Origin of the sequence: Aeromonas sp. S8(2024) (assembly GCF_041403085.1) — a bacterium.
Lineage (GTDB): Bacteria > Pseudomonadota > Gammaproteobacteria > Enterobacterales > Aeromonadaceae > Aeromonas > Aeromonas dhakensis.
In genome coordinates, this window is record NZ_JBGLRF010000003.1 from 568,710 (window position 1) to 594,389 (window position 25,680).

General features: G+C 51.1%; 25 protein-coding genes and 1 pseudogene. 15 read left to right on the top strand and 11 right to left on the bottom strand.

Translation table 11 applies throughout. The features are described from left to right. Window positions 1-13: 13 nt before the first annotated feature. Entirely contained in the window at window positions 14-3,292 is a 3,279-nt protein-coding gene (locus tag ACB031_RS11425; RefSeq protein WP_371139568.1) for a DUF5107 domain-containing protein, read from the bottom strand. A 119-nt stretch (window positions 3,293-3,411) separates the two neighbouring features. Here ACB031_RS11425 and ACB031_RS11430 point away from each other — a divergent pair, with 119 nt between their 5' ends. Then, window positions 3,412-4,608: an ROK family protein gene (locus ACB031_RS11430; protein ID WP_371139569.1), complete on the top strand. Its 1,197-nt coding sequence runs from the start codon at window positions 3,412-3,414 to the stop codon at window positions 4,606-4,608. 98 nt (window positions 4,609-4,706) lie between these two features. Here the strand turns inward: ACB031_RS11430 and ACB031_RS11435 are convergent, their stop codons facing one another. From ACB031_RS11435 to ACB031_RS11450, 4 genes are all read right to left on the bottom strand, one after another. Beyond that, window positions 4,707-5,108, bottom strand: a complete 402-nt coding sequence (locus ACB031_RS11435) for an H-NS family nucleoid-associated regulatory protein (RefSeq protein WP_371139570.1) — start codon at window positions 5,106-5,108, stop codon at window positions 4,707-4,709. Window positions 5,109-5,178: 70 nt separating this feature from the next. Beyond that, complete coding sequence (locus ACB031_RS11440; protein WP_371139571.1) at window positions 5,179-5,850, bottom strand: inovirus Gp2 family protein; 672 nt, start codon at window positions 5,848-5,850, stop codon at window positions 5,179-5,181. Between the two features lie 301 nt (window positions 5,851-6,151). Further along, complete coding sequence (locus ACB031_RS11445; protein WP_371139572.1) at window positions 6,152-7,618, bottom strand: YfjI family protein; 1,467 nt, start codon at window positions 7,616-7,618, stop codon at window positions 6,152-6,154. Window positions 7,619-7,631: 13 nt separating this feature from the next. After that, a complete protein-coding gene (locus tag ACB031_RS11450; protein WP_100645671.1) occupies window positions 7,632-7,844 on the bottom strand; it encodes an AlpA family transcriptional regulator in 213 nt (70 codons plus the stop codon). Window positions 7,845-8,081: 237 nt separating this feature from the next. On the opposite strand from ACB031_RS11450, the gene ACB031_RS11455 reads away from it, so the two are divergent. From ACB031_RS11455 to ACB031_RS11520, 14 genes and pseudogenes are all read left to right on the top strand, one after another. Further along, window positions 8,082-9,572: a hypothetical protein gene (locus ACB031_RS11455; protein WP_371139573.1), complete on the top strand. Its 1,491-nt coding sequence runs from the start codon at window positions 8,082-8,084 to the stop codon at window positions 9,570-9,572. A 591-nt stretch (window positions 9,573-10,163) separates the two neighbouring features. Then, entirely contained in the window at window positions 10,164-10,712 is a 549-nt protein-coding gene (locus ACB031_RS11460) for a recombinase family protein (RefSeq protein WP_371139574.1), read from the top strand. Between the two features lie 74 nt (window positions 10,713-10,786). Beyond that, a complete protein-coding gene (locus tag ACB031_RS11465) occupies window positions 10,787-11,230 on the top strand; it encodes a hypothetical protein (protein ID WP_371139575.1) in 444 nt (147 codons plus the stop codon). 41 nt (window positions 11,231-11,271) lie between these two features. Continuing rightward, window positions 11,272-11,715: an IrmA family protein gene (locus tag ACB031_RS11470; protein WP_371139576.1), complete on the top strand. Its 444-nt coding sequence runs from the start codon at window positions 11,272-11,274 to the stop codon at window positions 11,713-11,715. 88 nt (window positions 11,716-11,803) lie between these two features. After that, a complete protein-coding gene (locus ACB031_RS11475) occupies window positions 11,804-12,382 on the top strand; it encodes a lecithin retinol acyltransferase family protein (RefSeq protein WP_371139577.1) in 579 nt (192 codons plus the stop codon). Window positions 12,383-12,425: 43 nt separating this feature from the next. Continuing rightward, complete coding sequence (locus ACB031_RS11480; protein WP_371139578.1) at window positions 12,426-12,851, top strand: DUF2787 family protein; 426 nt, start codon at window positions 12,426-12,428, stop codon at window positions 12,849-12,851. Between the two features lie 10 nt (window positions 12,852-12,861). Next, complete coding sequence (locus ACB031_RS11485; RefSeq protein WP_371139579.1) at window positions 12,862-13,290, top strand: hypothetical protein; 429 nt, start codon at window positions 12,862-12,864, stop codon at window positions 13,288-13,290. After that, on the top strand, window positions 13,265-13,522 hold the full coding sequence (locus tag ACB031_RS11490) for a hypothetical protein (RefSeq protein ID WP_371139580.1): 258 nt from the start codon (window positions 13,265-13,267) through the stop codon (window positions 13,520-13,522). Before ACB031_RS11485 ends, ACB031_RS11490 begins: the two co-directional genes overlap by 26 nt. 117 nt (window positions 13,523-13,639) lie before the next feature. After that, window positions 13,640-14,137, top strand: a complete 498-nt coding sequence (radC, locus tag ACB031_RS11495) for a DNA repair protein RadC (RefSeq protein ID WP_224163798.1) — start codon at window positions 13,640-13,642, stop codon at window positions 14,135-14,137. A 53-nt stretch (window positions 14,138-14,190) separates the two neighbouring features. After that, window positions 14,191-14,553 (top strand): hypothetical protein, encoded by a 363-nt coding sequence (locus ACB031_RS11500; protein WP_371139581.1) that lies wholly within the window; start codon window positions 14,191-14,193, stop codon window positions 14,551-14,553. A 79-nt stretch (window positions 14,554-14,632) separates the two neighbouring features. Next, window positions 14,633-15,181, top strand: coding sequence for a hypothetical protein (locus ACB031_RS11505; protein ID WP_371139582.1), 549 nt, complete (start codon window positions 14,633-14,635; stop codon window positions 15,179-15,181). Between the two features lies 1 nt (window position 15,182). After that, window positions 15,183-15,545, top strand: a complete 363-nt coding sequence (locus tag ACB031_RS11510; protein WP_371139583.1) for a hypothetical protein — start codon at window positions 15,183-15,185, stop codon at window positions 15,543-15,545. A 265-nt stretch (window positions 15,546-15,810) separates the two neighbouring features. After that, window positions 15,811-16,017 (top strand): annotated as a pseudogene (locus ACB031_RS11515) (transposase); the annotation flags it as partial. A gap of 121 nt (window positions 16,018-16,138) precedes the next feature. Further along, entirely contained in the window at window positions 16,139-16,483 is a 345-nt protein-coding gene (locus ACB031_RS11520; protein WP_371139584.1) for a type IV toxin-antitoxin system YeeU family antitoxin, read from the top strand. A 59-nt stretch (window positions 16,484-16,542) separates the two neighbouring features. Here the strand turns inward: ACB031_RS11520 and brxL are convergent, their stop codons facing one another. The 6 genes from brxL to ACB031_RS11550 all read right to left on the bottom strand — a co-directional run bounded on the left by brxL (window position 16,543) and on the right by ACB031_RS11550 (window position 25,680). After that, window positions 16,543-18,789, bottom strand: a complete 2,247-nt coding sequence (brxL, locus tag ACB031_RS11525; protein ID WP_371139585.1) for a protease Lon-related BREX system protein BrxL — start codon at window positions 18,787-18,789, stop codon at window positions 16,543-16,545. Window positions 18,790-18,891: 102 nt separating this feature from the next. Continuing rightward, the gene (pglZ, locus tag ACB031_RS11530) at window positions 18,892-21,537 is read right to left on the bottom strand and encodes a BREX-1 system phosphatase PglZ type A (RefSeq protein ID WP_371139586.1); all 2,646 of its coding nucleotides are present in this window, start codon (window positions 21,535-21,537) and stop codon (window positions 18,892-18,894) included. Between the two features lie 219 nt (window positions 21,538-21,756). After that, window positions 21,757-22,707, bottom strand: a complete 951-nt coding sequence (locus ACB031_RS11535) for a hypothetical protein (RefSeq protein WP_371139587.1) — start codon at window positions 22,705-22,707, stop codon at window positions 21,757-21,759. Between the two features lie 24 nt (window positions 22,708-22,731). Then, on the bottom strand, window positions 22,732-23,442 hold the full coding sequence (locus ACB031_RS11540; protein ID WP_371139588.1) for a DUF3944 domain-containing protein: 711 nt from the start codon (window positions 23,440-23,442) through the stop codon (window positions 22,732-22,734). A 155-nt stretch (window positions 23,443-23,597) separates the two neighbouring features. Then, a complete protein-coding gene (gene pglX, locus ACB031_RS11545) occupies window positions 23,598-25,394 on the bottom strand; it encodes a BREX-1 system adenine-specific DNA-methyltransferase PglX (RefSeq protein ID WP_371139589.1) in 1,797 nt (598 codons plus the stop codon). A gap of 136 nt (window positions 25,395-25,530) precedes the next feature. Then, window positions 25,531-25,680 (bottom strand): hypothetical protein, encoded by a 150-nt coding sequence (locus tag ACB031_RS11550; RefSeq protein ID WP_371139590.1) that lies wholly within the window; start codon window positions 25,678-25,680, stop codon window positions 25,531-25,533.

A 25,680-nucleotide genomic window follows, 5' to 3' on the forward strand; every position in this document is an offset into this window, starting at 1 on the left:
TTTGTTATGAGAGTTATGAGTGGAGTGACAGCTCGCGACAGATCCGGGCAAAGAGGTGCCCCTTGTCGTGAGCCGGATTAAGGGTGAGCAGCTCTCGCAAGGTCTGTTCACAACCTTCCTGCTGACCCAGCCCCAACAGACCGAGCGCCCTGACCAGCAGACAGTGCTGGCGATGTTTGTGCTGCGGGTCGTCATCCAGCACGATGAGATCCGGCAGTGAGACGGCAAAGAAGTCCGCCTCGTCCGACTCGCCCATCGCCTGCTCGGCCCAGCCGACCATCCCTTCAAAGAGACGCTGCGCCTCAGCAACCCGACCAAGACGTGCCAGCGCCATCCCCTGATAGAAGAGATAATCCACCGGCTGATCGTTGTAGTAGCGGCTGACCCCCAGCGACCCCTGACCCAGACAAGCCTGTTGCAAGCACTGGGCCGCCAGACTCTGGTTGTCACAGGCCAGATGGCAGAGCGCCAACAGGTAGTGGATATCGTTGTCGGTCTGCCCTACCAGACGCCCCTCCCCCAGATTGAGGGGGTAGTGCAGCGCCTGTTGCAGCAACGGAACAGCCTGCTCGTGACGTCCCTGAATCATCAACGCCAGCGCCCGGCGCTGCTGATTGATGAGGTACTGGCCGGTCACCTTGCCCTCGCCCCCCTCCCAGGGGTGAAATTCGCGCAGCCGCAAGATCTCCGCCGCCGCATCCAGCTGGCCGGTGATGTGATAGAGGCTGAGCAGTTCGGCGGTCAGGTCGTCGCGCTTGAGGGCCACCTCACGATGCGCCTCCAGCAGCGCCAACCGCTCGGCGGGTGCCATGGCGCAGCGCTTGTGCAGTTGATCCAGCTCGAACAGCAGACGTGCATCATCCGACTTGAGGGCAAAGGCCCGGCTCAGACACTGCTCGGCCGCCACCGGATCGCCGCTCTTGTTGAAGTGATAGATGCCAAGGTTGCGCCAGGCTGGGGCAAACCCGGACGCCAGCTCGCACACCTGCTGCCACAGTGCGATAGCTTGCGGGTAGCTGCGCTTGCTGTAGTGGAAACAGCCCAGCAGGTAGCTGGCAAACCAGCTGTGGGGCAGTTGCGCCAGTATGGCCACCTCGCCAAGGGTATTGGGGAAGCGCACCTTGCGGCTAAAGGCCTGCTCGGCTTGCGCCAGCAGGGCATCCTGCGCCTCACCTTCCGGCAGCAATGCAGCCTGGAACAACAGCGGCAGGGTCTCCTCCACCTGCAGTGTTGAGAGCAGTTGCTGCGCCAGCTCGGGACGTCCCAATGCCAGCAGATTGCTCGCTAAGAAGCAGAGGTTCACCCCGCGCCCGTTGCACAGGGTTCGCAACACCTCGAGATCGCTTGGCTGCTCGCTTGCCAACCAGCGCAAGAACGCCAGTTGATAGTGAAGTGGATAATGAACGCGCTGCTCGTCGATATAGGCGATGGCCGCCTCCCGCTGGCCAGACTCCAGCAGCGCCAACCCTTTGAGGGCGATAGCGTCGTAGTGGGTGCCGTTGACCGCAAGACTCTTCTCGACAAATTGCAGCGCCTGCGCGGGATCCCGGCGCACCATGGCGATGCGGGCCAGCCCGAAGAAGCCGCTGTCGCGGCAGTTACCGCTCCAGGTAGCCTTGTAGAAGTCATCGAAGGCGGCATCGAACTGCCCCAAACGTTCTTCGATGTGGCCACGCAGCAAGCTCGCCTTGCCACACTGGGGGTTCTTGTTGAGCCGATGGGCACGGGCCAGCGCCTGATTGGCGTAGGCCAGCGCCTGCTCATAGTTGGCGCGGTTGTACTCCAGCGTTGCCAGCGCCAGGTTGCAGCGATAGTCGCCGCCATCCAGCTCCAGTGCCCGCTGGTAGTAATCAAAGGGCGAACGGCTGGCATGCAAATACTGCTCAAGATGCTGGCCGATGAAGTAGAGCTCGTCGACCGAGTCGAGATTGACGGCGGGCTCCGGCGCCGTGGCCGGATCCGGCAGGGCTTCGCCTGCGGGCTGGTGTTCGAGATAGCTCAGGATCGTCTGGCCCTGCTCATCCAGCAGGCGAACCTGCAAGCATCCCTCGCTGGTGATGGCCTGCGGCTCAAGCCAGGCCTGACCCGGCTGCAGATCCAGAGGTTGCGTAAACAACCCCCCCCCCTCGTCACTTACCTCGAACCGGGCCCCGCAAAGCGGCGCCACCGCATAGACCCCGCAGACGAGGCCGTCATAGCTGCGCTCTAGCTTGATAGCGGCGCGGGTGTTGGCGTTTTGCAGGGTGCCTAGGGTGTTGTAGGGCAGGAAGTTCTGCACAAACACCTTCTCCTCCCCCGCATCCAGCCAGGTAAAGTCAGGCTGGTTGTCGGTATAGACCCCGGTCATCAGCTCGATGTAGGGGCCGTTGTCATCGGTCAGGTTGCGATCCCAAGCCAGACCAAAATCGCAGTTACCCCAGCTCCACTGCTTCTTGCCCGGCGAAACGTGGTGATCCGCCACGTGCAACAGGCCGCCCTGCTCGTCATGGCAGTAAGCACCGACAAAGTCGTAGTCAGACTTGTCCGCCATATAGGAGGTGGGCACCGGAATATTGCGGTAACGGGAGATATCGACCCCGGCGGAGTAGTCCACCTTGTAGTAGGTGCCGCGGGCGATGGGGAAGGCACTTACGTCGCGCTTGCCGTGGTCGTAGACGGCGGTCACATCGGGCGGGAAAACGCTCTGGTGGGCATCGCCCCCTTTCACCGCCGGGTTAGACCACCAGAGGAAGTGGCGCGGCGTGTCGTTGCCGTTGAACACCTTGCCAGTGATCTCGATGAGCGCCTTATCGGGATAGAGGGTAAAGCCCGCCATCACCTGCAGACCGCGCATCGGTTCCACCTCGCCGAGCCAGACGGTCTTGGCGCCGCCCTGGCGCTCCGCAATGGTGAAGTCCACCGGCATGAAAGTGGTGGGTCTGTGGTGCTGCGGCCAGTTGAACTCGATGCCGCCGGAGATCCAGGGCCCCACCAGCCCCACCAGCGCCGGTTTGATCACCTCGTTGTAATAGACGAAGTCGCGATTCATCACCTTGTCGTAGGCACGGTGGATACGTCCCCCCAACTCCGGCAACAGCATCACCTTGATAAAGTCGTTCTCCAGCCAGACCGCCTGATAGGACTTCATCTGCTTCTGGCCGGTGAGGGTATCGATCACCCCATAGGGATAGACGGCCCCCGAGGAGCCCTGATAGACCCGCTTCTCGAGAAACATGGGGTTGGGATCTTCGGCACCTACCTCGTAGGTAGGCAGTGAGATGGTCTCTACCCAGACCTTGACATCCGCTCTCATTAATTTCGCCTCACTCAACATTTGTTAGTAAAGTTTTCAGTGAGACCAGATTAGAATGGTTAAAACTGCATTAATTGCTGAAAGATCACGCAATACAGTAAGCGGAGTTTAGTGAAGCGATGCGCATAGGGTTGAACAACCAGAAGGTCCGCCACCACAACAAGCAGGTGCTGCTGGCCCTGCTCTATCAGCTAAAAGAAGCGAGCAAGTCCACCCTGGCGCGCCACTGCGAGCTCTCCATTCCGGCGGTCAGCAAGATCCTTGACGAGTTGGTGGCCGATGGCGCCATCAGCCACAGCGATCAGAACCTCTCCCAGCGCGGCATCAATGGCGGCAGCTACCGCATTGCCAGCGGCCAGGGGGCCATTCTTTGCCTCAATATCAGTCCCACCCATCTGGAGAGCATCCTGGTGGATAACCTGATCACCCCGCTGGATGAGTTCAACGACCAGAAGATTGCCCCGCAAACCCCCGACGAGCTGCTGCATCTGATTGAAGCGCACTACTACCAGCACAAGCGCCGCCACAGGGGACTGGCGATCCGGCTGGCCTTGGCGGTACACGGTCAGGTAAACCCGGCGACCGGGGTGTCGCAAACCATGCCGCAAGCCCCCTGGCACGCGCCAGTTGAGCTCAAGTACCTGCTGGAGGAGCGGCTGGGTTGCGAGGTGATGGTGGATAACGACTGCATCATGCTGGCGCTGGCCCAGAAGTGGCAGGGCCGGGAAGGGAACGGGGATTTTTGCGTCATCAACGTCGATTACGGTATTGGCTCGGCCTTTATCATCAACGATCAGCTCTACCGGGGCGCCCTGTTTGGCAGCGGCCAGATAGGCCACACCATCATCAATCCGGACGGCAGCGCCTGTGCATGCGGCCGCTATGGCTGCCTGGAGACAGTCGCCTCGCTGTTTGCCATCAAGAAACGGGCTCGGGTCTTTCTCAAGCAACAAGCCAGTGCCGACAACCCGGCGCAGACGGGGGTAGAGCTGGATACCGCCCAACTGCTCACGCTCTACCATCAGGGGGATGTCATGATCCGCGCGCTGGTGGACGAAGGGGCCCGCGCCATTGGCCTGAGCCTCTACAACTTCCTCAATATCCTCAACATCAACCGCATCTGGCTCTATGGCCGCAGCTGCCACTTTGGTGAAACCTGGCTGCAAACGATCGTCAGTCAGACCGGCGCCAACCCGTTCGACTTCAGCGATGCAGTCAACGCCACCCATATCCGTTTCGGCCAGCTCAGCCGCACCCAGCAGGTAATGGGGATTGGCTATCTCTATGTAGAGCGAGCCTTGGCAAAGGCCACGTGAATATTGAGTTGACTGCTAGCTCCTGATACGTAGTTAGGCCATCTTCAGCTTTTGCTGGAAACAAAAAGGCCACGCTCTATCGGCATGGCCTTGTCTATTTAGATGAGGAAGTCATCCAGCTGACGACCTTGCTTGAGTTGCTCAGCCAGGAGCTTAGGGGTACGGCCCTGACCGGTCCAGGTTTTCTCTACGCCATTCTCAACATAACGGTATTTCGGAGGACGAGGTGCCCGTTTAGCTTTAGTCGCAGTTGCAGCTGCTGGAGTACTGCCAACCAACTCAGTGGGGTCGATACCAGCTTGTGCCAACATCGCTTGGAACTCAGCCAGCTTTTGTTGGTGCTCAGCTTGGGCGGCTTGTTCTTTCTCAGCGACCTCTAACCGTTCCAGATAAATCAGCTCGATTTTATCGTGGGCTTCTTTGAGCTGATCCAGAGACAACTCGCGCAGCGCTGCTCGCAGACTACGGATGTTCAACAGCACTTTCAGAATTTCACTCATAGATATCCTTTAATTAAATACGCAGGATTGTTCTATAGCATACTAATGAGCACTGACGTGCTCAAGAGTCTTATCGTATTTGACTGCAACCGAAGTTGCGTTGCCCATCCATAACCTTCGTACTCTGTTTACTTAGGTAAGCCAGACGAAACAGAAAGTCGTGATAGATTTTATCTCGATTAATTGCCGCATTACGAAATAGCCAATAAGTCCCTTTGGGAGGGAAATGAACCAAGTGAGCATGCTCTGGATACGGTAAGCTTAGTGCACTACACCACGCTTTCTGTATCCTCACCCCCATGTTATCACCATCAACTTCTAAATAGTTACCCAGATAGGTGTAATCGTCTCTGCGGAAGAATAGCATGACGTGGTAATGGTGGTGTGCTGATGAGTCCTTTTCCCTGCACCAGATGTAAGCAGGTAGACGAGGCTCCCCTCGTCGGTTGTTACGTTTATGGTTTGCTTTGATCTGACTTTTAAGGGATTCCATGAAGCGTGTGATCACCGCTGGGTCAGTGCGCTGCATGAAGATAAGTTGATCCAGGTCGTATGCAGTGGTATCCACTGCGAACCTTAAATCGCATCGAATAGCAAAGACTCGAGGAGTCTCTGCTAATACTTGAGCTGTAAACTCTACACTGCGCACCAGATAATCCAGGTTCATTGGCCCATATACAGATGTGCATTCCTGCAACAGTGCTTCAAACTCCATCTTGGTTAATAATATTATGCTATACATAATGTTCACTCCCAAATGCTAAGTGTTTGATAAAATGTTGTGCCTAACACAATAACGTGCGTCAGTGTTTTAAATAAAATTCAATCCTCCCCTCTCAAAAGAGAGGGGATATAGACGATGATAAAAACTCTGTTATATTTAGTATCACGAGCAATACACTGCGGCCATATTAGATATCCTTTGCATGCTATATTACATATACCGGACTGCTTTGTTGTACAACAAATTCGCTAAGGCCTTACAGGCCACGGCATATATTAAAAAAATGATCAAATTACCTTTAAAAATCACTCTTAAGTTATTAAAAAGTAAAATCATCTAATGTAGTGTTTATCGGTGAAGTTAATATTACCATATGGTAACGCACCAGCGTCGTTCTATTCTGTTTATAAATGCTGACACATCCTCTCAGGATTAAATCACTCAATGCAGCATCAAGAGCCTGCTTACTTCTTAATTTATTCGGACAAAACTTACGAATATCATTCTTTTTGAAAATGGCTCCTCCATTTGCCCCCACATTTCTAGCTAACCAAGAACGCAGAATATCTGCATTAGATGGTTCATCACTTTTATCGAGCTTCTTCATTTGTTGAATAAAATGCTCAAAAAACCAATGTGCAATAGTAATCGCAGCATACATTGTCTGATCTGAGATAAACTCGGCGTTAGGTGTGCAAAACCCCTCCAGAACCGCAGCAATCCTGGATACATGCTCCATAAATTTTGAAGCATAGTCGCGGTACTGATTCAATTTCCCTAAAGGACCAATACTGAGCTCAATAGCCACATATTGTTGATTCCACCTGCTAGCGGCTTCTGGCGTCAGCTTTAAGCATTTACGCTCGATCCCACGCTCCCTACGTCTAAATCCTCCCTTCAGAAGACCCTCAACACGTTGATGAAAATGATCTACTGCATCCGGGGCTCGAAACCGCAATTCGTCGAGGTGGAATCGTTGACCTTGAGTAGACTGAGGCTCACAGATCAAACACCGAGCCAAAAAACCGGAAGCACGAGCACGCTCCCCTTGGCGTTCCAGACTGCTGTTAAATAACCCAGGCTGAACCATAAGCATCAAACCCAAACGGTAATCAACTAATTTAGGTCTGGTACTGGCCACCCGCTCGATTGAGATAGAATGTCCACTCCACATTGAGTTAATAGCGGTGTCTCTAAACAGCTCCCCCGACAACAAGCTTCCTGCCTCATCGGAGGCTAGCATTAACGATGGGCTATCCTTGCCTAGAACTTGCTTGATGGCGGCACTGGTTACATCAGATAACACTAACCTCTTTTGAGTTGGGGCAATCGGTTTTTGTTCTTGGCATTGATACCATGCCTCCTCCAACTCTTTAGTTCCTAGCCCTTTCTCCGCGTCTTTAGAAATTGCCTTTCCTAACGCCTTCTCCTTGATCTGCCACAAAGCCAACTCTCTGAGATAGACCTCTTGTGACTTGATAAATTCCAGATCCAGTTCATTCTGAAGTTTATAGATAGCTTTCATTACCAATTGAACCACGGCTGACTTGCGCTCACCTGATTCAGCCAACACGATTAAATACAACGATGCAGCAAATCTCAGGTTCTCCTTGGGTTGTATATCAAACGAGTCTTGACATGCTAATGACATGGCAGCTAGAACAGCTGAGACAATAACCCCAATAGGCGCCTGTGTATCCTCATAAATGTCCTGGATTAGCCTTGGCAATGGTTCAGGCAACACTTGTAGTGGAAACTCACCCACTTGATTTTGATTGTTCATCATGACGGCTCTCACTTTAGTTGTTCAGGGACTGGATCCAGATATCTACCGATGACTCACGCCATCCAATCGCCGAAGTTCCCACCCTGACTGGCCTCGGGAAACTAGGGTCAAACCTAGGACTTTTTGGGTTTATGCGCTCGTAGATCCAAGACCGACTCATCCCCACCCGTAGCTTCATTTCAGGCATGCGCAGTATGCGGTCCGGTTTTATCACTGATGTAGTCATAAGCACTCCTCATGTATCGAGGTTACAAAATGTCTGAGCATGGATTGCACTAATCTAGGTACCGTCGATGTTGCAAAATCGTGATGCATCTTCTGACTTCACTAGAGAGCGAGATTGAGATTACCCTAGTTTTTTGCCAATAATGGGTCACCTATGCCACCTCTTGAATGACCTGTTATTTGAGTTGAGCATGATATAAACTAAGCGATTTTTAATTTATAGGAGCTCGAGGGTTTTATGTCCCTAATTAATAAATTACAACAAAATGAAATGAACGATATCGCAAGCTTTATTGCGCAAGAAGCCTATAGGCTAGCTGTTATAAAACAGTATCCCGAAGATGTTTCTCGCATTTATAATTTAAGTAAATCTGTCAGATATGAAATCCTAAAGCTATTAAAAAAGAACACAAACATAGACTATGCTATTGAGAGCATTATTTTATGTGTTGTATGTTACATTGTAACAAAACCACCCTTTGATGAGTTTAAAAATGAAATTAGATACCTCATTAATAGGTGGTGGGGGATTGAATCGGAGGACGACAATGATGACATCATAAATAACGACAAAAACGAGTTACTGGACAATTTAAAGAAAACTGTTATAGAGTTATGTAAGAGTAACCAAAATTTCAAATGCAATATTGCTCACAGATACTCAGTTGCAATGTTTGCAACTGAGTTTGATAGCACATACTTACTAAATTATTATCACGACACGTTGCGATACATTTATAAAAAAGAATACCTCCCTATTAGAAAAAATTGCGTGCCCACTTTATCTGTTCGTCGTTATAAACTATTTAACCCCATTGGAGAACGACCTTTGTACAGCATTGAATGTGCATATCAACAAGTGGAAGTACCGACAAGCGCACTATCAAGAATGGATGGAGATACAATAATTAATGGTTACATCGAAAATTTATTTGACAGCTATATGATGCTGCATAAGTATCGCAACCAAGAATATGTTGATATAGCAACTAAACTGACTGTGCAGATTGATATCTCAAACATGCTATCAAATAATGAACTTGATAGAATCATGTCCTATTTACGTTCTGATATTAGCGTGATACAGACAAAGAATAAAATTTCTCACATGTGTTTAGCTAAAACTGAAGATGAACTTGTTGAGAAATACAATATCCCAAGATTGCATACGGATGATTATCCAACAGTGAATTATCTACACAGGGCAGATACACTAAAAAGTATAAATGAAAGTCATGCAAAGAACTATCTATGCGCCCTAATTTTAATAGCTGAGCACTTTGTAAAATATACAAACAAGAATGATAAAGTAAAAATACTTTGGAAGAAAGATGAAAAAAACTCCAATTTAAAAAACAGTATGGATTTATTGGCTACTGCCTTACGAGATAAGTATGGAGATAAAACATTTAACAGCAACAAAACTGATAGCAATTATATATCTGATTATGCAGGCTTCAGTGCAGGGATGATTGAAAGAGGTTATAAAGAACTGAATAAACTAATAAAAAAACATTTAGATTTTTTTCAACAAGGAAGAGTTCAATTTGGGAAAAAACTTAACAGCTCACAAAGAGATAAACTGCGTGCTGAGTTGGAAATTAGCTTTGATAAATTACACCCTGACGATAAGGTGAAAGCGAAGGATGAGCTTGAAACTCATTTAAAGAATGGTCGCCAGGCCTCTGTAAAACCCTTGAAGAATGGAAGTTATGTAATCACATGGTGATGCTTTTCCTGCTACTCTTGCTATTAGTAGCAAGAGTAGCAGATTGTTTTTTTGTAAAAATCATAATTACCCATTGACAACAACATGCTTCTATTGAACTTGCAGTTATTTAACACCCTAAGTGGTTCTTTCTTGATCTAAGATCAGCACCAATTCTTATCAAACACATTGAAAAAAAATACTGGTATATATCATCTCCATGAACCTCCCAAAAATATTTCATGGAGATATCATCATGTTAAATATAATGAGCGATACGATGTATATATTGCAAAGACCAGCTAGATATCTTATCGGAGCCAAACCTATACAAAATAAGGACCCTTCTGTTAAATAATACGAATCCATATAGCTTATCGTTCTCACTACGTCAGGTGTTCATGATTGTCATAATCCATCGCTACCACTGACACAAGAAGACACATTACGTCTTTAAACCACTGGTTTGATTCAATAGATCAAGCCCTAGTGACACTCACGAAATCGGCACTCATTTCATCTATTTCCCTCCATTTTCTGGTCATTAAGGTCTCTAAGAGACTTTTGACCATGGGGGTCAGTGTACCTTGCCCTATTGACCGGGAGGAGACCATGGCACTGGTAGGTTACGCACGTGTTAGTACGGGAGGTCAGAGCCTGGAAGTCCAGCTTCGAGCGCTGGCTGAATGCAATAAAGTTTTCCAAGAGAAGGTTAGCGGTGCCAGTGATGATAGGGCACAACTTACTCTCCTCTTGGATTATGTGAAGGAAGGAGACGTGGTGATGGTTACCAAGCTGGATCGTTTGGCTCGTAATACTCGTCACCTATTGGAGATATCAGAATTTCTACAACATAAGCAAGTTGCATTACGGATATTGAATCTGGGGATAGATACCTCAACGCCTACTGGCAAGTTAATGCTCACCATGATCGGTGCTATCGCAACATTCGAACGAGAGTTGATGTTGGAGCGGCAAGCTGAAGGAATTGAGTTAGCCAAGCGACGAGGTGTTTATAAAGGCCGTAAGCCTACCGCAATGGCAAAAGGTAATGAAGTTCTGGCATTGGTTGCCAAAGGGTTACCCAGATCTGAAATTGCCAAACGCACGGGGATCAGTATCTCCAGTGTGCAACGCATCCTCAGATCTCAGAGCAACTGAAAAATAGTGTGGTTTACCGTTTCTGACAATAGCCATACACATCTATTTGATCATAGTTATTCGGTGAGATAAAAATGAAAAAGCTGACATTCTGCTTACTACTAACTCTTATGTCTGGAAGTCAATCAATACAGGCGGCGGAGCCGTTCACAGGTTTTCTGCCTGCACTAGTACAGGACAAAATAGGGAAACCATTCTGGTGTAATGCTCATTTGCAGTTAAACAGAAAATGCGTCGCAACTGAAATCAGCAATCTTTCAATGGTGATTGTGCGCAGTCAGCCATTCGATGGCTGTGAAGCGGGCATCTGGGGCTGGATCGCCACTGCGGGCTCCCCACAGAAAATAGCCATTGGCCAAACCATTACACCTGATGAAAAATTCAATATTTCAATGAAGGATATGTGTCGACCAGGAACCATTGTCAAACTTCAACCAAACAAAAAATATAAAAACGAGGAAAATTTGGTTGGTTTTCACAATGGCAAAGAAATATTTAGATACCTAGGGCGTAAGTAGCCAAGTGGTTTAAGAGAAAAGCAATTGTTACGAGGATTTCTATGAAAGACATAAATAGGTATTTATTGGCTTCAACTCTGATGTTTTCTGCCCTCGCCTGCAGTGCCCAAGAACAACGTTATCTTACTATCCAGCATACCGACACGGTTTACGCAAACCAAGGCGTCTGTGCGTATCACTTTTCTTTAGATAGTGGTGGGGCAGACGAGTTTGGTCATTTGTATATCACGCTGCAATTTAATGACAAGAAAGGCAAAGCACTGGCCGAATCAACGCTGGAAGTTGAACCCTTCGGCGGGAGCGACGCTACCCGCTATGGTGGTGGCTTTACAGAAGTGGATTGCGCCCAGGTAGAGCAGGCCAAGTCCGTCGCCATTATTCAGGCAACCGAAGTCTTTGCTCATAACCAGGTTACCCGGCTCCCCATCTCCACCTTCACTCCTGAGTTTCATCAACCACTGAAGATCACCGTAGGCGGCAAGTAGCCAACTCAGGAAAAAATAATGTCAAAGGGCGTCACCATCACGGTGACGCCCTTTTTCATTTCCAACCCTTGATGAGGATCATCACCCCATGACACGACATTTCATTATTGGCGATCACTTGGTAGCACAGCAGTTTGAAGGCCAGCATCATGGCATCTTTGTTGGCCATGACCTGGTCATTCACTGTCGACCATCCCCTTCCGGAGAGCTCTCAGGCCAACTGGCGTTGACCTCGCTGGCTGAATTCAGTCAGCACTGCACCATTGAGGTCCAGCCTCATGCTCAACGCCTGTTCAGTCAAGAGGAGAGCCTGATACGGGCTTACGCCCGGCTCAATGAAGGTGAGCAAGGTCAACAGTTCGCCAGTGGCGAGCGATTTGTCACTTGGTGCATAGAGGGGCTTCAGCATCCCCCAAAGCTGCTGCAAACCGCTGTAGCAACGGTAGTGGCAGCCGAAGTGGCTCGCCATACGCTGGGTAAAGCAGCCACCAGTGCAACGGCTGGGCTTGCAGCCACCACACTGGCCACTACTGCTGGCGGTAGTGGTGCCGCTGCGACGGTGGTGTCGGTGACAGGCATCGTTTCAGCCCCACTGTTAGCTCCCCTTGCTGTAGGCGCCGTCGCGGCCTATGGCGTCAGCAAACTGTGGGATTGGCTCAAAGACTGACCCCACATGAAGGCCCCTCTTCTCCACCCACCGAGGACACATCATGACAATTCCTTTTCACCGGGACGGCTTTGCCCTGCCCGTGGCCCAAGCGCTGCTCGCATTACTCAGTCAGGAAGCCGCCACTGTCGGCCTCAACTTCGAGCGCCTGACTCAACTCACCTTCAACTTTCGCTGTCCCACCTATAGCCCCGAGCAGGGAGGGGCTCACCCCGTCGAGATCCGCTTGATACGCGGCCTTGATGGCTGGCTGTTCGATTACGTCACCGACTTCAGCTACCAGGGACTGGGCCAGGATGCCGAGCTCTGTAAGGAGCTCGATTTCAACTTCCTGGATGACGAACACTATCTGCAAGGGTGGGGACCACTGCCCAGCGTGGAAGCTCGCGAACTGTTCGCGATGTGGCAGAGCAACTTCATTAGCTACACCCAGTTGGGCTATTTCACCGTCACGGTCAGTGGGGATTAGGAAGTGTGTGATGACTAACGAACTGCCGCTCTCCCTCACCTCACGCCAGTGGCTAGAGCTGATTGCCGCCAAGGCCAAGCTGCAGCCAATCGGCCAGGGTGAGCGCTGGTTGCTGCACCTGACCACTAATAGCCCACATACCCGCACCGTTACGCTGCATTTGCGTTGGTCTGGCGTGCAGTGGCAACTGCTCTCCCTCACCAATGCCGAGGACTGGCGCACCATGAGTCAGCCCGTGGATGAAATCTGCGTGGACCCCAAGCGCCAATGTTTCTGGCGCTGCCAAGCAGGCCCCATCCCGCTCTCTGAACAGCCTCGTGTACTGGGCAGCTTTCTGGCCGACCTGCAGCATACCTGTATCCATCATGGCTATTGTGTGGAGAGTGACCCCTTACCCCAAGAGGAGGCTCACGATGCCCAAACCACCGATAGCCGTTGAGCTGGAAGCGATTAATCGGGATGGCGAGACGCAGGTGGTGCGCGACAGCAGCCTGACCGTACAGGGCTACAGCGTCTACCTGCGGGCGGTGGAGGCCAGCGGTCTGGCCCTGGCTACCTGGGTAGCGGACTACGACACCCTCGGTCCCGCCTATGAGCTGGCAGAGCGATTAAGTCTGGCACTGGCCATCCCGCTAGACGTGTTGGTGCCCGAACCGCTGATACCGGTATAGAGTGGTTCCGCAGCCACGACCAGCTGCCCCCCCCTCAAAGTGAACCAACAACCTCTCGACCTTTGACCCCGACATGCTTCCTGCATGCCGGGGTTTTGTTTATTTGGAGAACCCCACATGCGTTACCACAAACTCAAAGCCGGGGAATGCCCCGGTACCTATGTGGTCACCGAGCCGGTGACCGAGCAAGACTTGCTGCGTATCGCCAACCAAATCGCCCGGCAACGCCTCGGCAAAGGGGCAGCCATTACCTCGCATCAGGCCGCTGCAGAACGGCTGCAGGCCTTGCTGCAATCGAAAGAGCGCGAGGTGTTTGCCGCCCTGTTTCTAGACAATCAACACAGGGTGATCGCCTTTGAGGAGCTCTTTCACGGCACGCTGGGGTCGGCCAGCATCCATCCTAGGGAGGTGATCAAACGGGCCCTTGCTCTGAACAGTGCAGCCCTTCTGTGTGCCCACAATCATCCTTCGGGCATGCCGGAGCCCAGCTATGCCGACAAGCAGATCACCCAGGTGTTACGCGATGCCCTGGCGCTGGTGGAGGTCCGTCTGCTCGACCATCTGGTTATAGGTGCCGAAGGCGTCGTTTCTTTCGCTGAGCGAGGCTTGTTGTAGCGCGCTCGCAGTCATCCCCTTCGTACTTCCGTCCCACCTCAAAGGAGCTCGCCATGATTGAGTTCACCGACAGCTTTAGCCAGGCCGCCGTGGCAGAGGCCATGTGTGCCCATCCTGCACTCGCCAAGCTCATCAGTCAGCAGTTGATGCTGCCGGGCTTTGCCTATGCCCACGATGTAGAGGGGCGGCGTATTGGTGGCCCGCTGGTGGCCCCCAACCCGGTGTTGCACAAGACCACGCTCTTTGTCAGTCCACGGGATATGAGTGAGCATCTGCCACGTGAGATTAACTTCGCCCGCTTTCGCTGTGCCTGTAATGCAGCGGGCCAGCCGGTCGGTGAGTGGCAACGGGTAATTGTCGGGGCCTACGTCAACCACGGCAGTAATGACGAGCCGGATTGGAGTAGTCACACCTGAACCACGGCCACCAGCACACATAAGACCTCTAGCAGCCCCTCACTCCGAGGGGCTGTTTGCATTTGAAGGAAGCCCAACCATGCATGACTTACGTGATTACAAAACTCTATCCACCCGGCAGATAACCGCCGCTATTGGTCAGCTCAACCACAACACCGCGCCGAAGATAATGACCCACCTCGCATTGCGGGCCAGACAGCCGCACCCGCTCGGTAATGGCCGTAGCAGAGCCAAGGCCCTCAAGCTGCTGCGCCGGGTCAAGAAAGCCCACAAGGCGGGCTGTATCCCGTTTGAGCTCACTGTGACGGGCTGCCGTATAGACAGGGGGAGCCATCAGGCTGACCGCTACTACTACGATCGGACACTGCTAGCCCAAGGCTGGCACCAATACGATACCGAGGAAGACGCTTGGTACTTCGGCATCTGGATTCACACACTGAAGCTCGAGACCTTTACCTATGCCGAAGGGGATACCAGTCATGTAATTGCACCGAACGTCGAGGCGTTTCGTGCTGAATTGGCGCGGCTCTACCAGTACCACCCGCAAGCCCCGGCGTTTATCAGCATCGACCCAGAGGCTGGCGTTGTGACCCACCATTTTGAAGTTGAAGCCAAACCGGAGGTGTGACATGGCCAAACACATCACCATCAAGGTGCCCGGTAAACATCCGCAAACCAGCGAGTTCACCACCTTTGAGCTAAAGGGCCAACGCATGGATATCAACATCGGCGGCCAAGCAGTGCCCTTCCTCATTCACGGCAGGGGCGTCGGTACGCCGCTCACCCATATCCCGAGTGGTTACCGTATCGCACAGCTCGGTGGCTGGCTCACCGCGCGTTACGCCATACCCGAAAATAAGCCCAGCAGAGCTGGCCTGCACCCAGATGGCCATAGACCGATTGGTAGCCCAGTGCGGTTCGCTGCATCTGCTGGACCGTCTCAATTGCAAACCGGTTATCAATCAGATGTAACACACAGCCCAGACAACTAGGAACGATGCAATGACCAACCCCCTCCCTGCAACACCTGACCCACAGGCAGGCCATCCCGTGATGCAGATGCTGGATGTCGCCATGAGTTCCATCATCGGCGATTACGATGACGCAGACCTGGTACCAGAATGGCAATGGCTCAAGCAAGTGGCCTCCCATGAACATATCGACGTAAAGGATGACTCCGCCTACGAGTACACCTTGAAACTGGCCATGGGTCTCGATGCCATCCCGTCAGCACTGCAATCCTTGCTCACTGCCGCCCAAAGGCTGAACAAGGAGGTTAAACATCGCTCGAATGTGGTGGGTATCTTTCCCAACGAAGATAGCATCATGCGGCTACTGGGCGCAGTACTGACCGAGCAGAATGAGGAATGGCTCCTGCAAAACCGTTATCTGCCCCAACAGAGCATGGCCGAGATAAATCGAGCTGATGAAGATGTGACAGAAGCACTGCCACTGAGCGCATAACAGGAGCATTGCCGAGCTGAAGAGCTGCAACTGAATTTACACCACCTTGACGGACGTGACCGGAAACCCCGGAAACCCCGGAAACCAGGTCATTTTTGCGCGCTGATCAACAACACAGAAAATGGGAACCATAGGGAGTTGGGGATTACACACCCAAGTTCAACCACGTTTTGGCGCACGTGCAATTGTTGAACGAAGCAGGGTTTCCCTGCTTTGGGATCGCTGCGGCATCTATGGCGATGCTGACGAGCAATGGCTCACCGACATTGATACCGTTATACCGAGTTTTATTGAGCGCCTTAGCAAGCTCTTTCAACAAGGAGAACTACTGAGTGACCAAGATAAATTGGTGACGTTGCAGCAAGGGGAATGGGTATGTCTGGCTAATCCCAAAGCCAGCTACGGATATCTCTATCTGGATGTCTACCGGCAGGAATGCTGTAGTGTTCAAGCCACGAAAATATGAATCTGAGGCAGAGGGTGAGCATGTAGCTCACCCTACCTGAGACTTCTTTTTTTGGCTGACTACTGAACCCCTAATGCCTTGTAGACGGCATCCACCGGATCCGCATAAAAGCTGATTTGAAACTTGGAGAAGATCTCCGCCGGTACGGTTGGAATATCCGAGGCTGACGCCATCGGCAACAATACCCGTTTTCCGCCACTGTCCATTGCCAGTTGCAGACTGCCAGCCAAATCCTCAACCGGATTGACCACACCGCCTAGCGTCATGTCACCCAGCACAACCATCTGCTCCTGCACCGGCTTACCCATCAGAATGGAACAAAACGCCACCAGCGCGGCCAGACTGGTTTTGGTGCTGGGGCCGGAGTTATGTAGCTCGACCACATGCAAATGGTACTCATGCTCGGAGAACTTGGCCGTTGCGCTGACCCGATTCAGGTTGCCTTTGAAGTAATCGAAACCGACCCGGATCGCCTCCTTCGCTGGCGTATTGGAACCCAGGCCTGAGGTTGAATGCTTGCCATTGCCAGGTGTCATTTGGATTTCAAAACGATAAAGGCCTAATTGCCCTGCCCCGCCCTTGGTGACCATATGCACCACCCCGGGCTTACCCAATCCTTCCGGGATCAACTGGCTGCCACCTTGTTCCGGCACATTGACAAAGAACTCTTCCAAGGTCTGATTATCGAGATAGCTGAAATGCACATCAAAAAACTCCATACCACCAAGTTTCTTGAGCTGCTCCTTGATGCGCCGACGCAGTTCCAGTGCATAAGTCAAACAGCGGCGCACATCTTCTTTATCAAACACACCATGTGGATGGAGCAACTTCAACAGCCCAGACACAGTACGCCTAACTGCGATCACATCACGCTGATTCAGGTTGTTGCCCAGCTTGAAGTAACGATCGATGGCGTCGGAGAAACTGCGCTTACGCATCTCGCGCATATACTCGGCGAGATAATCGGTGATCAGGCCATAGTTGTTGGTGAAAAATTCTGGCCGCATCTTGGGAATATCCCAACCGGGGATATAGGCATGAAAACGATCGAAGAAGGCCGTATCGATCATCGCCTCCGGGAACGGCGCAAGCAGATGGCTGGTCTTGACCAGGGTCTCGACACTCTGGTTGATGTTGCCGACAAAGACCATGGAGGCTTTTGCCTCGATTGAATCACGACCACGGGAGAAGGACCCAGAGGCCATGTAATCCTTCATGATCTGTACGCCGTCTTTATCCTTGAAGGTGATCCCCGCCACCTCATCAAAAGCCACCACATCCCACATGCCCACCAGACCAACCTGGCGCGAACTCATGTTGTAAAACAGGTTAGCTACCGTTGTCTGCCCACCTGAGACCAACAAGGAGTTGGGTGAACACTCCTTATAGACATGGCTTTTACCCGTCCCCCTCGGCCCCAGCTCACAGACGTTGTAGTTGTTTTCAACAAAGGGGATCATCCGGGTCAGTAGATGCCACTTGACCCGTTGCTGCAAGTTGGTCGGCTCCATGCCGATGGAGCGGATTAGCACATCCAGCCACTGATCGGTATTGAAATGAGCACGCGCAGCGAACAGTTCCTCCATATCCATGGAGGGCATCTGGATCGGCTTCAGGGTAAAAATTGAGAAGGGCGAGATCTTCTGCCCTTCCTCATAGAAGTAATTGAGGGTGATGATGCACCAGATCCCGCCGGTCAGCAGTTTCTCGTTTTGCTTGACGATATTGGCCGGAATCACCGCATCCTTGATGCCGAGATTGGAGAGCTGCGCCTCGTAGACATCCTTTTTCTGATTGAGTTTGACCCCCACCTTGTCAATCACCTTGAAGCTGCCACGCTCACGGATCAGTGACTTGACCTTCTCTGCCTCGTCGGGACGCACATAGTTCTCGGCCAGGATCTTCTTGACGTTTGCTAACCCTTCGCGCACCACCTCATCATCATCAGAGGCGCAATACATCCCGAGCAAATATTCCAGGACATAGACGGGGACATTGGCCCCTTCCTTGAGCTGTTTGGTCAGATCCTTGCGCACCACTTTGCCTTTGAAATAACGATTCAGGCGAGCATCGAGATCCATGCTGGCATGCTGTGCCAACTCATCTGCTGCCCCTGCGAACGGATAACCGGATATCAAACCGTGCTCAGGAATGTTCTCATCACCACTTGGCTTACTTCCTGGGTACACATCCATCTGCTGGATAATCACATTGTTGGTGATATGGGTAACAGATGTGGCCTGCTCGTCCGGTTTCTCTTTACCGACATACTCGCCTTCAGTGGCACTCATTTCATCGTGTGGCATCGGGTCACTCCAAGGCATAACCTGAGCCATGCCTTATTTCATCAATCAAAGTTCAAGAAGTTCGGGATCGTCACTGACAAATCAACCCAACAACTTCCGACATTAAAAACCGAAGTCGTTCTGGATCGCCAGGTCAATGGTCACCGGGTATCGGGCTAGTTCTATGCCATCCTCATCATCTTGCAGCAGCAGTTGATATTGAGCCTTGCGGTCAAAATCCGTACCGGTAAGCTTCAAGCGAACATCCTGCTGGCGCTGCTCGAGGATACCGGAGGTAGCGTCAAAGCTGAGCTTCTCGATGGCGGATACTGACTGTCCATTGACGTCAATCACGACAAAACGAACAGTGCGCGGTTTATGCCGTTCATCGACGGCATCGGTCTGCAAGAATCGGATCTTGTCGATGGCATTGACCAGCTTGATGGGCTGATATGCAGGCACGATATTCACCTTGCTCTTCTCATGCTGCGCCTGCTTTTTGCCGCGTAGCTCCTGCACTTCAAGCACCGGCACACAAACCTCCTGCAGCATGGCACCGCCATGTACAAAACGCGCGCCGCCCACAAAGTGGAAACGGCTTACCCCCTTGGGCAGCCAGAATCCGACATCGGAATCTCCGCCGACCGTGTCGCTGATCTGGCCCTGCCAGACATCTTCATTAACAGGCAACTGCCGTCCGATCAGATAGCGTTTTTTGGCCTCAAGCGTGCCAGAAGGCTCAGCCTGTAGTTGGGCTTTAACCCCACATTCCGGCGCCTCACGCTGGAACAAGAACCCATGATCTGCCGTGACGATGATCCGGGTAACACCAAAACCATTGATGATCTTGCTGACCAGATTATTGAGCTCATCGATGGCCTGACGCACTGCCGAAAATGTTTGCTGCTCGGTCGCTTGCTTGTCACCGATGGCATCAATGACATCGTGATAGACATAGATCACCCGAGCATCGCCAATCGCTTCATTGGCCTGAGCGCGGGTCCAACCTTGCAGCGACTTCGCTGATATCGCAATGCCCCCCACTTTGGCCAAAATTGCGCTGCGATTATCTAATCCAGCACTACTTTGACCATCCACCAATACGGTCGCACTCCCTTGTGCATAATCAATCTGCTGGTGGGGTAACAGGGCAGCCATCCCGAGCTGAGTGTAACTGGGCAACACACCCAGCTGACTAGTGATCTTGGCGGCAAAACGCTTGGCCTCGTTGATTTGCCCCTGCAACTCATGAGCCACCTCGTAACGCAGCGCATCACTGATGATCACAAACTGCCGCTTTACCCCTGCCTGGGTAAAACGCTGCTTAACAACGGTATCGTAGAATCGTGCTTGTGTTGGTACGCCCAACTCCCAGCGTGCCAGCAGTTGCTGCTTGGCCAGCAATCCATCCCATGCCAAGCCAAGCTGGTAGAGGTACCAGTTAACATAGAGACCTTCGATCTTGTCGGCTAAAGCGGCCAATACCTCAACTGCCTGCCCCTGCAAATGGAGTAATGCCTCGTTAAAGAGACGATATGCAGCATCAAACTGAAACAACCCGGTTTCATAAGCCTGATACATGGCCTGAGCCGATGAAAAATGAAAACCATCCGGGTAGTTTCTGCGCAGCTCCAACAGATTTTCAGCATGCAGCAGCGCCTGATAGAGATGGGCATACTTGGGCTCGAACCCGGGCCAAAAACCCTGACGACGGCGCGAGATGAGCTGGCTAAAGTCGCTGCGACTCAAACCGAGATCGCCCCCCATCAATCCAGCAACCAACTCTCGGATCAAGGCCTGCTCAACCGCCTCAAAACTGGTCACCTCTGCCCAACACCAGAGCTCTTGAGTCGTCAGGCTATTCAACCTGTTTGACAGCTCAAGCTGCGTCGCCACCTCTTGTGAAAGCTGGGCAAACGCTCCCCTGTGTTGTAATGAATCGCGCCAACCCGCCAGCAATGCCATGGCATTGGCTCGGCCGGTCGGCGTCACCAGCAACTGCGATTGCAACCAAGCCGGGCGCTGCTCCTGCTTGGTCACCTCCAGCAACTCATAACTCTCACTGGCAAAAAGCTTGCGGATAAACTCCCGCAAAGACGCCTTATTTTCTTCGGCGACCTGATAACCATAATCCCGTTCTAACAACTGCCAAAGGCTCGGCAGCAACCCATGTTGGTCAAGTGGTGCCAGAGCATCTGCGGGCTCAAGGTGAGTATCCAACAGGCGAGCGCCTAGTTCCCTGACTACATCAGCAGGTTGAGCAAGACAGCCCAACAACACGCTGATCATCTTTAGATCGAGCGACAGCGAGTCTTCCACCCCACTGCGACCATCCAACCGACGCTTGAGGGCTGCGGTACGATCTTTGCTGGCAAAAAAGCTGCTACGTGACGCGATATAATCACGCAACGCCATATTGGCAAGACCCAGCTCGTTGAGCAGGATCGATGCCGCATCGGCATAAAAAGTAACGCTGTAGCGACGCATATCGAGCAGCCAATCTTTGGCTGCTGAAGGTTCAGGGCTTGGCCAGTAGAGCAGAAATGGCGTGGTCTGCTCATCGAGTTCTATGCGCCTTCTCACCTGTAACTGGGAGTGCTGTGACATGTTGAGCACCACCACAGGCTGGCCTTCGCGGGTCAAACCGGCCTGGGGATCGGCAAGCTCTGCCAGCTGTGCTGTAAAGCTCTGCTCGGGATCATGCCAAAAGACGATCCGGCTCTGCTCGAATTTCTTATTTAGCCCGGTTTGGAGCTGGGTGATATCCATAAAAATCCGTCACGACAAGCCATTAGGCTCCGATTTACAACAAAACCATATGGTAATCGAAATGCTCTTAGAGTTCATGGAGCAATCCGTATAGCGTAGGGCCTGGGGTCATCGAAGGTTGCTTTGGCAAGCGCAACTTGCAGACTCAGCCAAGCGGTAGAGAAGACAGGCCTGCCACCTACCTGTCCTCTTGATAGCCTCTGACAACCCAGCATTATGTTAAGCTGTCACAACACACTCAAGTTGCTGTTTGCATAATTGCTGACTGTTGCCCAGCAGCAGCTGATTTTCGATAGAGCGTAACAAATTGTTAATGTCATCAAATTTATTAACCAAAAGATGGCTACTGCGACTGGCCTTGCCGGTTAACCACTGATCATAACCAACTTTTGCCCATAACCGATAAGAGTTCAAAACAGACTTGTATTTTATTGCTGCCGACTCAACCAGTGCATCTGCATGATGATATTTACCAAGAGTGGTATAAAGTGCAGACTCCACATAAATCGATTTTGGCATGACATCCAATACACTTGTCACAAAATCAACAATCAATGCAGCATGTTCATCGGTAATTTTATTCTCGATTGCTTTACTGTGGTCGATCCAGCCAATCAGATTCATCAAGAATGTACACAATTCGTTTCTTTGCTGAGCAAGTGTTGCCAATAATGGTGCAATCACCTCAGGGTATGCCTCGATCTCTTTAGAAACAGCCAACATCTCGTGGGCAGCCATAATGCTTCCCATATACGATGAAAGTTTTTCAAGATAAAAGAGCTGATTTTGAGTTTGAATTTCAACAGCAATTTTGTCTATCGACGCCTGGATTTTATTGAGCTTTTGAGAGAGATAGGCAGTTTGAATCACTATCGCAGCGAGAATAATCCCGGTTGATAATCCGACCGCCAGGCCGATGCTTTTCTGCATGGCGGCGGTGGCTTTCATCAACTGCTCGACATTAACGCCCTGGCTGACATCTACAGTCATCTCTTTAAAGGGAAGGTGCTTGACAATACTCCCCGCCCCCTCTGATAGTTTTTTACCCTTAGCCCAATAAATGACGCCTTCACGAAGATGCATATGGCCAGTTTTGAGCAATTCAATAATTTCAGGGTCAACCTTATCCCAATCTGGCACCATAATCACTTTGATCGCTTCTTCAAGCATGACAAGCTCCTTGTGTTGTCAGAATTAGTTGAACGGGTTACCGTGGCGATGGAACTCACGCAACATTGTGATATGGATAACGCACGGCAAGGTGACTCGTAGTGCAGGCCCCTCTACCACAGCACTGAATAATCCGCCAACGAGCCCAAGTGGACTAGAAAATAATAATGCTCTTGGCAGCAGCATAGCTCCAGCCGCAGCAGCCCCACCGAATGCCCCCGCTAGGACGCCCGATATCACACTAAAATCCCTGACCGTCCACTTTAAAGGATCGATATTATTCACTTGATAGTCATTTTTCATGGTTTTAATAAACGCTTCCCGTTCAGCCTGCGTCATCTTATCCATCTGCAACTCCAGCACTTTGGCTACTATCGCCTGCTCGAGGGTCTGCACATCACTTTGCTTGTCTATCACGCAGCCAACGGATTTTGCAGTGAACTGCACAATATCCTTATACGCTGCCCCCTTTCTGGTCACGATATTTAATGCTGTCGAGTTGCCATATGTTTGCAACTCAGTGCAGATGGCCTGCCATGCCCGAGAAAAATCATGCTTGTTTGCTTTAAACTCAGGGTTATTGGTCAAGGTTTCAGCCAATCTCGGCTTGCCATCACGATCAATGGTCAAATAACTGACCAGTGGTGCAAGTTGCTCATGGGTGCAATGAGCAATAAATGCCATATCTTCATCTTCTCTGTACTTGTAATATCTGCTTGCAATATTAATGTCCATATTCACGCCACCGATTAATGATAAATATCAATAAAATACTACGCTCTCACCAGCCAAGTCCAAGGGATAACCCTCCACCTTGAACGGCAATAAGCAAAATGAGAGCTGCCGCACAAGCGGCAGCTCTCGCCTTGATTTGATGGGCGATTGCTCGGTCACTCGCCCTTATCACCGGTGATGGCTTTGACGTCACTAAGCAGAGTGCCGAATTTGCCGTAGTTGACCTTGACCCCGTCATCGAGATCCAAGGTGATGCGCATATCTGCATGGTGTTTAAGCTGGTCATCAAAGGCGCGCAGTTCACTAAGCTGCTTGGTAAGACTGTCGATCTCTTTGCCAATGCGTTTGGCATCGCTGGTACTGGCCTCGGTTTGCTGCAAGCGCAAGCGTTCGATACGCCCGGCCATCTGACCAAGCAGTGGTGTCACGTATTCGGTGCGCATCCGTGGCAGAGTCGCTTCGTTATAGCGGTGTAGGTAAACCAGACACTCAAAGGCCTTCTCTTTGCCTGAACTAAACAGCCAGTAGATGGGGCGCTTCTTGTAGGTTTTGAGATGGTCTTTATAGAACTGGCTCGAGAGGTAACGGCGAATGGTCTCACGGGCAGTCTCACCGCCTTTTTTCAAAGGTTTCACCGCGTACAGGCAGAGGCTGTCGGCAATAAACTTGAGGTTCTCCTCCAGCAGCTCCTTGCCCCATACAGTGGCGATCAACTCTTCGATGCGCGCCGCCACATCATCTTCAAACCAGTTCTCAGAGGTTAAGGGCAAGATGCCATCGTCATCGGCAGCGAAAGTCGAATAGGCGCCCTCTTCCACCAGCGCCTTAAAGCCCTCATTACTAGCATGGGCATAGACCAGTCCTTCGCGATCCAGCGAATAACGACCCATCATGCAGCCAATAGCGTAAGAGATAAGCTCTGCGATAGTATCGGACTGCAAGCGCGCCTCGCGTTCCTCGTCACTGAAGTTGCCGCCATAGCGGTAGTGCGGGTTACAGGTGAGTGTGATTTCACTTAACGGCACCTCGGGCGTCAGCTCATCCTGCAGGCCATAGGCCTCGATAAACAGGCGGTTGATTTCCTCTTCCAGGCGCTGCATTTCCGTGGTCATCACCTGCCAATGGGCACGAAGCGTATGATAGTTCGTCGCCAACAGACCTTGATGGAAACTGGCATCCAATAGCGGGAACTGAGTAAAATCCCAAGAGGTTTCATAGTAGTTCCAGTCGGATTTTGATATAGCTACAACATTATTACGGATGTTGCCGATAGAAGTTTTTTCACATTGAATCACAGGTATGTTTAGAATATGACCTAGTTTAAAGTCCAAAGTAGGGGCAAGCATTTTTAGTAAATGCCCTGTTATTTTGCTATTTAAAAGAGCCTCGTGGTAAGACTGATTCGACTCTGTTAAAGAAAATCCCATAGGTCCTTTTGTGTCAAACATAAAACCAGTTGGCACATTTCTAACCGCGAAACTACCACTAGATATTGCTGACCAACTGAAACCTGATCTAAATGAGAATTCGCCATTATAGTTATGAGATCGTACTCGACCTGTATTAGGATCTTTGAAAGCCTTTAACTCAACTCCATCATCAAACCAGTTAACTATGTAATCAAAATTGCCGTACCACCTTCTAAAATCCCCTCCTTTTACACATGGGAAATATCGTTTCCTGCTGGTTTTAGCTTCATCCTCGTCCTTTATATAAAAACCAATAGTAGATATACTAACTTCAAACCATTGACGTAGAAAAAGATCATTGCAACCTGTTGTTAAACCCTCTCTCGTCTCTACCTCATCTGCCATTAGCTTATTTTTCTTAAAATTATTTATTACATTTTCAGATGCCCAATATGCCACCGGGCTCCCCGGGATCTTACCAAAACCCGCTGCTGAGGCGCGGTAAAAGTGTTTTTGCATGTCGTTATTCTGTTGCTGGCTCATTGGGCCACCTCTTCTCTTAAATCAGGAGCTATGTGGCTTATTTTGGCCACACAGCTAAACGCAGTAAATCTCATGCTCATAGCCAATACAGCCCTGAGCTGATGGCAAGTCATTTTGGTTGTTCAGTGGCATTGGCCTACTTGAACATTGCCGCTTTTTCCGCTTCCGAGTTGCCATCCACCAGCCGGAAATAAGCACCCGGATAGGTAGGCTGATGGGGCTGGGCCCGCACAAAGGCGGTAGTGGAAACCACTTCGCCGCCGAGTTGGGTTTGAGGGTTGGCCAT